The sequence below is a fragment of the Oerskovia sp. NPDC056781 genome (assembly GCF_042789955.1).
GTDB classification, from domain to species: Bacteria; Actinomycetota; Actinomycetes; order Actinomycetales; family Cellulomonadaceae; genus Oerskovia; species Oerskovia rustica.
Genome location: NZ_JBHUAD010000133.1, coordinates 1 through 11,064, shown reverse-complemented (window position 1 = coordinate 11,064; position 11,064 = coordinate 1). Strand labels below are relative to the sequence as shown.

Here is an 11,064-nt window from a genome sequence, read left to right as displayed (position 1 = left end):
GCGAACGCCTGGGCCCCTGCTGACGATCGACCCGCGCGACGCCCACCTGCTCACGGGGTGAGCCGACGGGAGCGGCGAGCTCCGCCGTCGGGCGTGGGGAAGGACCAGGCTCAGGCGAGCGCCTTGGCCTTGAGCGACGCGAACTCGTCGGGCGTGATGGTGCCCGCGTCGAGGAGAGCCTTGGCCGTGGCGATCTGGTCGGTCGCGGACTGCCCGCCCGTCGCGACCTCCCGGATGTAGGAGTCGGCCTGCGCCTTGGCCGCGCTGGCCGCCGCGAGGTGCCGCTCCGTCATGCCCCTGCCGCGGGCGATGATGTAGATCAGCGCCGTGAGGAACGGGATGAAGACCAGACCCACGATCCACAGCGCCTTCCACCAGCCGCTGAGCGTGTGGTCGCGGAACAGGTCGGTCAGGATCTGGAAGAGCACCATCAGGTACGCGATGAAGACGAACCACCAGATCAGAAGCCAGAAGAAGTCCCAGAATTCCATGGTGAAGCCCCGTTCGACGATCTCCGGCGCTCGCGAGCGCGAGACGCTGAGGTCAGGTTAGTGACGGGCGTCACGATGCGCGCGGCGAAACGGGCGGGTTCCGGGGGAAGCGCCCCTGATGCGCGATCCTCACACGCGCGGCGGGGCGGTGCTGCTGCGGACCATCAGGGTCGTGGGGACGAGCGTCGTGCCGGGCTCGGGGGCGCCGTCGTCGGACCGCACCTGCCGCAGCACTCCGTCCACGCACCGGCGGCCGACCTGCGTGAAGTCCTGGTGGACCGTGGTCAGGGGCGGGCTGTAGGACCCGGAGTCGGGCACGTCGTCGAACCCGACGACGCTCACGTCCCCCGGCACGTCGCGGCCCCTCTCGCGCAGCGCCCGCAGGATGCCGAGCGCCATCTGGTCGTTCGCGGCGAAGACGGCCGTGCACCCCGGCTCGTCCGCGAGCAGGAGGCCCGCCCGGTAGCCGGACTCGGCGCTCCAGTCGCCCCGGATGAGCGGGGGCACGTCCCGTCCGGCGTCCGTGAGCGCCCCCTGCCAGGCGTCCACGCGTCGCTGCGACGCGAACGAGTCCTCGGGACCGGCGACGTGCCACACGGTGCGGTGCCCCAGGCCCAGGAGGTGGTCGACGGCGCTGCGCGCCCCGGCCGCCTGGTCGGTGTCGACCACGACGTACTCGGAGCCCGCGTCGGAATCGACGACCACGACCGGGATGCCCGGCGGGAGGGCGATGTGCGAGCGGCCCAGGAGGTGCACCTCCATGACGATGATGACGGCGTCGACCGCGAGCTCTCCGAGCCGCGAGAACGCCCCCTCGACGCCACCGGGCGTGGGGACCGCGACCGGGATGAGGGTGATCGCGTACCCCTCCTCGGCGGCCGCGACCGAGATCGCGTCGAGCGTGCGCATGTTCCCGGTCGTCGAGAGGGTGAACATGATGACGCCGATGGTCCGGAACTCGCCCCACTTGAGGGCGCGGGCGGCACCGTTGGGCCGGTAGCCGAGCTGCTTCATGGCGTCGAGGACCTGCCGGCGGGTCTCCTCCACGACCCCAGCGTGACCGTTCGACACGCGCGAGACGGTCTGCGCGGAGACTCCCGCGAGCTTCGCGACGTCGGCCATCGAGGCGCGGCGTACCCGCTTCGGGGTGTTCGTCGTCATCGGGCTGCTTCCTCCTGGGATCCGCACCCTCGGCCCCGACGCTCGCCCGAAGCTTCTCCGCCTGCGGACTTGACGCGCCCGCCGAACGGGTGTGACGATCAGGCTAGTCGATGTTTACGCAAACATCCATCGAGGTTCGTTCGGATGTTTGCGTAAACCTCCTCGGGACAGAGTTGATCCGCACCAGGACGTCGAACAACAGCGTTCGATCCGCCGAGACCAGCAAGGACTCGTCATGACAGTGATGTCACCACCGACGGCCACGCCCACCGGTGCGCCCGCCGGCGCCCGACCACACCGCCCCCGCCGTACCGGGCGGTCATGGAAGGGCTGGGGCTTCATCGGCCCCTTCATGCTCGTCTTCGCGCTGGTCTTCCTCGCGCCGATCGCCTACTCGATCTACCTCAGCCTCTTCCGCAAGCAGATGATCGGCGGGAACTCGTTCGTCGGGCTGGAGAACTACCAGCAGGCCTTCTCCGACCCGCAGTTCTGGTCGGCCGTGGGCCGCGTCTCCCTGTTCCTCGTCGTCCAGGTCCCGATCATGCTCGTCATCGCGCTGATCGTGGCCCTCGCGGTCGACTCCGGACGGCTCTACGGGAGCAGCTTCTTCCGCATCTCGATCTTCCTGCCCTACGCGGTGCCGGCCGTCGTCGCGACCCTCATGTGGGGGTTCATGTACGGCACGCGGTTCGGGCTCGTCGGCAACATCAACGACGCGTTCGGGATCTCGCTGCCCAACCCGCTGTCACCCGACCTCGTGCTCGCGTCGATCGGCAACATCGTCACGTGGGAGTTCGTGGGCTACAACATGCTCATCTTCTACGCCGCGCTGCGCGTCATCCCGCGCGACCTGTACGAGGCCGCAGAGCTCGACGGCGCGAGCCAGCTCCGCGTCATCACCGCGATCAAGATCCCCGCGATCCGCGGCTCGCTCGTCGTCGCGACGATCTTCTCGATCATCGGCAGCTTCCAGCTCTTCAACGAGCCCAGCATCCTCAAGAGCCTCGCGCCCAACGCGATCACGACCTACTTCACCCCGAACCTCTACGCCTACAACCTGTCGTTCTCCGGGCAGCAGTTCAACTACTCCGCGACCGTCGCGATCATCATGGGCGTCCTCACCATGATCGTGGCGTACGTCGTCCAGCTGCGTGGCATGAAGAAGGAGAGCTGAACGATGTCCGCCTCCCCCGTGACCCTGCGCCCCGCGAGCCGCCGCTCGCCCTCCGCGCTCCGCCCGGACCGGCGCGGCAGCGTCGAGAAGCCGCGCCGCAACGTCCTGCTGACCGTCCTCGTCGGGATCGTGCTGGTCTACAGCCTCGTCCCGCTCGTCTGGCTCGTCATCAACGCCACCAAGACCCAGTCGAGCCTCCTGAGCTCGTTCGGCCTCTGGTTCAGCGGCGACTTCAGCCTTTTCCGCAACATCGCCGACACCCTCACCTACGACGACGGCATCTTCGTCCGCTGGCTCGGGAACACCCTGCTGTACGTGGTGCTCGGCGCGGGTGGCGCGACGTTCCTCGCCGTGCTCGGCGGCTACGCGCTCGCCAAGTTCGACTTCCCCGGCAAGCGTGCGATCTTCGCGGTCGTGATCGGCGCCGTGGCCGTCCCGGGCACCGCCCTCGCGGTCCCGACCTTTCTCCTGTTCAGCCAGATGGGACTGACCAACACCCCGTGGTCGGTCATCATCCCCTCGCTCATCTCGCCGTTCGGGCTCTACCTGATGTGGACCTTCGCGGCCGACGCGATCCCCACCGAGATGCTCGAGGCCGCCCGCATGGACGGCGCCGGGGAGTACCGGACGTTCTTCAGCGTCTCGCTGCCCCTGCTCGGCCCCGGCATCGTCACCGTCCTGCTCTTCACCATGGTCGCGACCTGGAACAACTACTTCCTGCCGCTGATCATGCTCAAGGACCCGAGCTGGTACCCCCTGACGCTCGGGCTCAACGCCTGGAACGCGCAGGCCGCCACCGCAGGCGGCGAGGCGATCTTCCACCTCGTCATCACGGGCGCGCTCCTGACGATCCTGCCGCTCATCGTGGCTTTCCTCTTCCTCCAGCGCTTCTGGCAGACCGGCCTGTCCGCCGGCAGCGTCAAGGCCTGACGAGCCCGGCACGAACACCCCTGCACCACCCCGACCCGGGTCCCCGGGACGGCCCCCTCGTCTCACGACGACGTGAAAGGAACACCTCATGAAGACCCCCTCCGGGCGCGCGACGCTGCGCGCCACCGCCCTCACCGCGACCCTGGCCCTCGCCCTCACCGCCTGCAGCTCGGGCGACTCGGGCAGCGGCTCGGCCGACGCCTCGCCCGACGCGGTCAAGGCAGCCCTCGAGGAAGGCGGCAAGCTGACGGTCTGGGCCTGGGAGCCCACGCTCGAGGCGGTCGTCGAGGGCTTCGAGGACAAGTACCCGAACGTCGACGTCGAGCTCGTCAACGCGGGGACCGGCAACGACCAGTACACCGCCCTCCAGAACGCCGTCTCGGCCGGCTCGGGCGTGCCCGACGTCGCCCAGATCGAGTACTACGCCCTGCCGCAGTTCGCCCTGTCGGACGCGGTGGCCGACCTGAGCGCGTACGGGGCCTCCGACCTCGACGGGACGTTCACGCCGGGCCCGTGGTCCGCAGTGCACTCCGGCGACGGGATCTACGGCCTCCCCATGGACTCGGGCCCCATGGCCCTGTTCTACAACAAGGAGATCTTCGACAAGCACGGCGTCGCGGTCCCCACGACGTGGGACGAGTACCTCGCCGCGGCACGCACCCTGCACGCCGCCGACCCTAACCTCTACATCGCCAACGACACGGGCGACGCAGGCTTCACGACGAGCCTGATCTGGCAGGCCGGCGGCCAGCCGTACCAGGTCGACGGCTCGGACGTCACGATCGACTTCACGGACGAGGGTTCGACGGCGTTCGCCACCACGTGGGACCAGCTCGTCTCCGAGGACCTCGTCGCACCCATCAGCTCGTGGAGCGACGAGTGGTACCAGGGCCTCGGCAACGGGACCATCGCGACCCTCGCGATCGGCGCCTGGATGCCCGCCAACCTCGAGTCGGGCGTGCCCGACGGCGCGGGCAAGTGGGCGGTCGCCCCCCTGCCGCAGTGGAAGGCCGGGGAGAACGCGAGCGCCGAGAACGGCGGCAGCTCGCTCGCCGTCCCGGCCGCGAGCACGAAGCAGGCGCTCGCCTACGCCTTCCTCGACTACGCGAACGTCGCGGAAGGCGTGCAGACGCGCGTCGACGGTGGCGCCTTCCCCGCGACGTCCGCCGAGCTGGCCTCGGACGAGTTCCTCGGCACCGAGTTCCCCTACTTCGGCGGCCAGAAGGTCAACGAGGTCTTCGCGGAGTCGGCGGAGAACGTGCGCGAGGGCTGGTCGTACCTGCCCTTCCAGGTCTACGCGAACAGCATCTTCAACGACACCGTCGGCCAGGCGTACGTCTCGGACGAGACCATCGCCGGCGGCCTCGCGGCGTGGCAGGACGCGTCGGTCAAGTACGGCAACGAGCAGGGCTTCTCGGTCAACAAGTAGTCCCGCACGGGTGCCGGCCGACCTCCGGCCGGCACCCGCCCCCGGGGCGGCCCCGCCCCCACGCACCAGAACGAAGGAAGTCACCATGTCATCGACCCCCACGCCGCACCGCTGGCTGCGGTGGCCCGAGGACCGCGCGACGCCGCGGCTCGGCTTCGGAGCGGACTACAACCCGGAGCAGTGGCCCCGCGAGGTGTGGGCCGAGGACGTGCGGCTCATGCGGGCCGCCGGGGTCAACATCGTCTCGGTCGCGATCTTCTCCTGGGCGCGGCTCCAGCCGACGGCCGACACCTGGGACTTCGCCTGGCTCGACGAGATCATGGACCTGCTGCACGCGAACGGCATAGCGGTGGACCTCGCGACCGCGACCGCGTCCCCTCCCCCGTGGCTCACGACGGCGCATCCCGAGATCCTGCCCGTGACCGCGACCGGCGAGACCCTGTGGCCCGGCGCGCGCCAGCACTGGCGTCCCACCTCCCCCGTGTTCCGCGAGCACGCTCTGCGGCTCGTGCGCACCATGGCCCAGCGCTACGGGGGCCACCCGGCGCTGGCCGCGTGGCACGTGTCGAACGAGCTGGGCTGCCACAACGTCTACGACTACAGCGACGACGCTGCCGGCGCGTTCCGTGACTGGCTGCGCGAGCGCTACGGCCCGCTCGACGAGCTCAACCACGCGTGGGGCACCGCGTTCTGGTCGCAGCGCTACAGCGCGTGGGACCAGGTCCTGCCGCCGCGCCTCGCGGCGTCGCACCCCAACCCGACGCAGCAGCTCGACTTCAAGCGCTTCTCGTCCGACGCGCTCAGGTCGTACCTGCGCGCCGAGCGCGACGTCCTGCGCGACCTGACCCCGGACGTCCCCGTGACCACGAACTTCATGGTCATGGGCGAGACGAAGGGCATGGACTACGTCGACTGGGCCGACGAGATCGACTTCGTGTCCAACGACCACTACGTCCTGCCGGGGGTCCAGGCGCACGACGAGCTGTCGTTCTCCGCGAACCTCACGGGCCACATCGCGGGCGGCCTGCCCTGGTTCCTCATGGAGCACTCGACGAGCGCCGTGAACTGGCAGCCGATCAACGTCGCCAAGAAGCCGGGCGAGCTGGTCCGTGACTCCCTGACCCACGTCGCGCACGGCGCCGACGCGGTCTGCTTCTTCCAGTGGCGCCAGTCCCGCGCGGGCGCCGAGAAGTACCACTCGGGCATGGTCCCGCACGCGGGCGAGGACTCCGAGGTGCACCGGACGGTGCGCGAGCTCGGAGCGACCCTCGGAGCGCTCGCCGAGATCGCGGGCTCGGAGCAGGTCCCCGCGCGTGCCGCGATCCTCTTCGACTGGGAGTCCTGGTGGACGAGCGAGCTCGACTCGCACCCCAACAACTCCCTGCGGTACCGCCAGGAGGCCCTCGACTGGTACTCGGCGTTCCTCGCCGCGGGCGTGCGCGCCGACGTCGTCCCGGCCCGGGCGGACCTCTCCGGGTACGACGTCGTCGTCGCCCCCGTGCTGCACGTCGTCCCGGGCGCGCTCGCCGAACGGCTCCAGGGGTTCGTCGAGGGCGGCGGTCACCTGATCACGACGTACTTCTCGGGGATCGTCGACGAGCACGACCACATCCACCTGGGCGGCTACCCCGGCGCGTTCACGGATCTCCTGGGCATCCGGGTCGAGGAGTTCGCGCCGCTGCTCGAGAACGAGACCGTCCTGCTCGACGACGGCAACGAGGGCTCGCTGTGGTCCGAGCCGATCACGGTCACCGACCCGTCGGTCGAGGTCCTCTCCTGGTACAAGACCGGCGAGCAGGGCGGGCGCCCGGCCATCACGCGTCGCCCCGTCGGGTCGGGCTCGGCGACCTACGTCTCGACGCGTCTCGGCACGGGCCTCGAACCGCTCGTGCGCTCGCTCCTCGACGACGCGCACGTCCCGGGTGAGCTGCCCGGCGCGGTGCGCGGCAGGGTCGAGCTCGCGGTCCGCGGCACGGCCGAGCACGAGTTCTGGTTCCTCATCAACCGTACGGGGGAGCAGGTGGACGTCGACGGCGTCGCGGGGGACGTGCTCGTCGGCCGCCGCTCGGGCGGAGCACCGGACGGCACGGTCGTCCTGCCGCCCCGCGGCGTCGCGGTCCTGCGCCGCCTTAAGGACTGACCGCCGGACCCACCACCGCCCACCCGACGAGAACCGCACCCCGCGCCACAGGACCAGCACCACCGTCCCTCCCGCGTCCACGGACCGGCACCTGCCCGCGCGGCACGTGCCGGCCCGTGGCGTGCACGTCGCCAGATCCGCAGAGTAGCGAGAGAGAGGCAGTTCAAGGATGAACGCAGGAGCATCGAGAAGGTGGGTCGCCGCACTGAGCGTCGCCGCCGTGACCCTGAGCTGTGGTGCGTTGAGCGCCGCGGCCCAGGCGGCGCCGTCGGGCGGTGTGCTCGCCGCGGGCGTGGCCGCAGACACGGGCGCCGCCGCTGTACCCGGCGTGACCGTGCGCCCCGACCCGAGCTACGCCGGCAAGGAGTTCGAGGGCTGGGGGACGAGCCTGGTCTGGTTCGCGAACGCCACGGGCGACTACCCCGACGAGGTCCGCGACAGGCTCGCGGACATGGTGTTCGGTGACGAGGGGCTCAACCTCAACATCGCGCGCTACAACGTGGGCGGCGGGCACGCGCCCGACGTCACGGACTACCTCCGCGCGGGCGGCGCGGTCGAGGGGTGGTGGAACGCGCCCGAGGGCACGACCCGCACCGACGTCGACTGGTGGGACCCCGAGGACCCGGCGGACTGGAACGAGGATGCCGACGCGACCCAGCGCTGGTGGGTCGACCGCATCAAGGACGACGTCGACACGTGGGAGACGTTCAGCAACTCCCCGCCCTACTTCATGACGCCCAACGGCTACGTCTCGGGCAGCTTCAACGCGACCGACGACCAGCTCAAGACCGAGAGCATCGACGACTTCGCGGCGTACATGGTCGGCGTGACGGAACGGCTCGAGAAGGCCCACGGGATCGAGGTCGGCACGATCGACCCGTTCAACGAGCCCAACACCAACTACTGGCGGACCACGCTCGACTCCTCGGGCAAGCCGACGGGCGGGCGCCAGGAGGGCGCCCACATGGGTCCGGCGCTCCAGCAGAAGGTCATCAGGGCGCTCGAGGCCGCGCTCGAGGGGGCCGACACCTCGGCCGGGATCGCCGCCATGGACGAGACGAACCCGGGGACGTTCACGGCCAACTGGAACACGTACCCGGCCGACGTCAGGGCCAAGGTCGACCAGCTCAACGTCCACACGTACGGCACGGGCCAGCGCACCGCGGTGCGCGACGTCGCCAAGGGCGAGGGCAAGCGCCTGTGGATGAGCGAGGTCGGCGGGTCCTGGAGCAGCACCGGGCAGGACTTCGAGAGCATGGAGTCGGGGCTCGGCAGCGCGCAGCACATCGCCGACGACCTGCGCGAGCTCGAGCCCTCGGCGTGGGTGTTCTGGCAGCCCGTCGAGGACTACACCAACATGGCTCCGGGCGGCGAGAGCGCTGAGGGCATGAACTGGGGCGAGATCCAGATCCCGTTCGACTGCACCGCCGAGGACACGCTCGAGACGTGCCCCATTTACACCAACACCAAGTACCTGACGACGCAGAACTTCACGCACTTCATCGCTCCCGGTGACCACCTGGTCGGCGTGGACGACACGAACAGCACGGCAGCGGTGGCGGCCTCGGGCGACGCGGCCACCGTGGTCCACGTCAACAGCACGACCTCGGAGCGCGCCGTCACGCTCGACCTGTCGGGCTTCGGCAGCATCGCGGCGGGCGCGACCGTGACACCGTTCGTCACGAGCACCGCAGGCGCTCTTGCCGAGGGTTCCCCGGTCGCCGTCGAGTCGGGAGCCGCCACGCTCACGGTCCCGGCCGAGTCCGTCACGACCTTCGTGGTCGACGGCGTCTCGGGGGTCGCGGACGATGCCGCCCTGATCCAGGACGGCCACGTGTACCGTCTCCAGGGCGTCCAGTCCGGCAAGTCCCTCGCCCCCGCGGCGAGCGGCCCGGGCGTAGTGATCCGCACGGACGACACGGCCGCCTCGACCCAAGTGTGGGACCTCACACCGCTCGGCGCCCCCGAGGGCTCCGGGTCGCACACGACCCGCTACGCCGTGACGTCCGCAGCGAACGGCAAGCAGCTCGGCGTGGTCGCCGACGGGACCGTCGTCCTGGTCGAGCCGACGGCGCAGCCCGCCACGACCGCGCAGTGGATCCTGTCCACGACCGGCGACCGGACGTACACGTTCGTCAATGCCGCGAGCGGGCGCGTCCTGGAGGTCGGCGGCCAGTCCACGACCGACGGCGCCCCGGTCTCCACCTACACCGCCAACTCGGGCCAGAACCAGCGCTGGCGCCTGACCGACGAGACCGTGGTCGGCACGACGCCGGTCGAGGCGTTCACCGTGCCGGGGACCGTACCTACCCTGCCGACCACGGTCGTGCCCGTCTACCGCGACGGCGCCCGCGGGACCCTGCCCGTGACGTGGGACCTCCCGGCCGAGTCTGCCTGGGCCACGGCCGGGACCGTCGAGGTCCAGGGCACCGTCACGACCCCCGGGGGTCCCGTGACCGCCACGGCAGAGGTCGTGGTCGACACCCTGACCGCGACGCTGCCCGCTCGCGCCAAGGCGTACGCGGGCGGCACGCCCGTCCTGCCAGCCACGGTCCCCGCGGTCACCGCGGGCGGCCGGCAGGTCGAGCGGCCCGTGACCTGGGAGGCTGCGCCCACCGGCGCGTTCACCGAGGTCGGGGTCGTCGAGCTCGCCGGGACGGCCGACTCCGGGCTGGGCGAGACCCTGCCCGCGACGGTCCGCGTCCAGGTCACGTCCGCCGTCGACGAAGGAGCCACGTCCCCTCCCGGTACGACCGCGTCGGCGAGCTTCACCGAGCCGGGATACTCGGCCTCCGGGATCGTCAACGGCATCACGACCGACAAGGCGTGGTCCAACTGGAAGTCCTCGGGCAAGAACACCGCCGACACCCTCACGGTCACGCTGCCCGCGGACCGCGACGTCACGCACGTCGTCACGACCTTCTACCGTGACGGCTCGACCGCGAGCTGGGCTCAGAGCCTGCGGGTCCAGGCCCTGGTCGACGGCACCTGGAAGGACGTGAGCGCCTCGGTCGCGGTCAGCGGCGACACGAGCCGTGCCCCCGTGGTCGACGTCCCCGTGGACGTGCGTACCTCGGCCGTGCGGGTCGTCATGACCGCGCGTCCCGACACCCACATGGTCGTGAGCGAGGTGCAGGTGCTCGCCAAGGCCCCGGGCACGTCCTCCGACGCGACGCTGTCGGGCCTGACGGTCGACGGCGAGGCCGTCGCCGGGTTCGACCCCGCGACGACCTCCTACCAGGTACCGGCCGAGGCCGGCGTGACGCCCGTCGTCGCCGCGGTCGCGGTCGACCCCTACGCGACGGTCGCCGTGACGCAGGCGGGGGCGACCCCGGGAACCGCCTCGGTCGCCGTGACCGCCGAGGACGGGACCGTGTCGACGACGACGATCGAGCTCGTGACCCAGGCCGACCCGGGGGTGGAGCCGACCGTGCGTGCACAGTGCACGGGGCGGACCGCGACCCTCGTCGTGCGGGCCGTCAACACTGGCGGGACCGTGCTCGACGTCGTGGTCACGACCCCGCTGGGCACGAAGACCTTCCGGGACGTCGCGCCCGGGAAGTCGGCGAGCCAGACGTTCTCGGCCCGCGCCCAGATCCTGGCCGCCGGCTCCGTCACCGTCACCGCTACCCGCGAGGGCGGCGTGGCCTCCACCCAGCAGGTCGCCTACCAGCCGGCCACCTGCTGAGCCGTCCCGCCCACCGTCACCCACAGCAGACGGCGCGCCCTCCTGCCGGGG

7 protein-coding genes are annotated in these 11,064 nt (G+C 70.9%); 5 read left to right on the top strand and 2 right to left on the bottom strand.

Going from position 1 to position 11,064, the window contains the following annotated elements:
- Nucleotides 1–110: 110 nt before the first annotated feature.
- Both ACFRCR_RS12285 and ACFRCR_RS12280 read right to left on the bottom strand, forming a co-directional pair.
- Nucleotides 111–491 (bottom strand): SHOCT domain-containing protein, encoded by a 381-nt coding sequence (locus tag ACFRCR_RS12285; protein ID WP_377677857.1) that lies wholly within the window; start codon nucleotides 489–491, stop codon nucleotides 111–113.
- Between the two features lie 129 nt (nucleotides 492–620).
- The gene (locus tag ACFRCR_RS12280; RefSeq protein WP_377677855.1) at nucleotides 621–1,652 is read right to left on the bottom strand and encodes a LacI family DNA-binding transcriptional regulator; all 1,032 of its coding nucleotides are present in this window, start codon (nucleotides 1,650–1,652) and stop codon (nucleotides 621–623) included.
- A 235-nt stretch (nucleotides 1,653–1,887) separates the two neighbouring features.
- On the opposite strand from ACFRCR_RS12280, the gene ACFRCR_RS12275 reads away from it, so the two are divergent.
- From ACFRCR_RS12275 to ACFRCR_RS12255, 5 genes are all read left to right on the top strand, one after another.
- Nucleotides 1,888–2,826, top strand: coding sequence for a carbohydrate ABC transporter permease (locus tag ACFRCR_RS12275; protein WP_377677854.1), 939 nt, complete (start codon nucleotides 1,888–1,890; stop codon nucleotides 2,824–2,826).
- 3 nt (nucleotides 2,827–2,829) lie between these two features.
- Nucleotides 2,830–3,756 (top strand): carbohydrate ABC transporter permease, encoded by a 927-nt coding sequence (locus ACFRCR_RS12270; protein WP_377677852.1) that lies wholly within the window; start codon nucleotides 2,830–2,832, stop codon nucleotides 3,754–3,756.
- Between the two features lie 88 nt (nucleotides 3,757–3,844).
- Complete coding sequence (locus tag ACFRCR_RS12265) at nucleotides 3,845–5,185, top strand: ABC transporter substrate-binding protein (RefSeq protein WP_377677851.1); 1,341 nt, start codon at nucleotides 3,845–3,847, stop codon at nucleotides 5,183–5,185.
- A gap of 85 nt (nucleotides 5,186–5,270) precedes the next feature.
- Nucleotides 5,271–7,325 carry a beta-galactosidase gene (locus ACFRCR_RS12260; protein WP_377677850.1) on the top strand — a complete coding sequence of 685 codons (2,055 nt, stop codon included), beginning with the start codon at nucleotides 5,271–5,273 and terminating at the stop codon, nucleotides 7,323–7,325.
- 169 nt (nucleotides 7,326–7,494) lie between these two features.
- Nucleotides 7,495–11,013: an Ig-like domain-containing protein gene (locus ACFRCR_RS12255; RefSeq protein WP_377677848.1), complete on the top strand. Its 3,519-nt coding sequence runs from the start codon at nucleotides 7,495–7,497 to the stop codon at nucleotides 11,011–11,013.
- Nucleotides 11,014–11,064 lie beyond the last annotated feature (51 nt).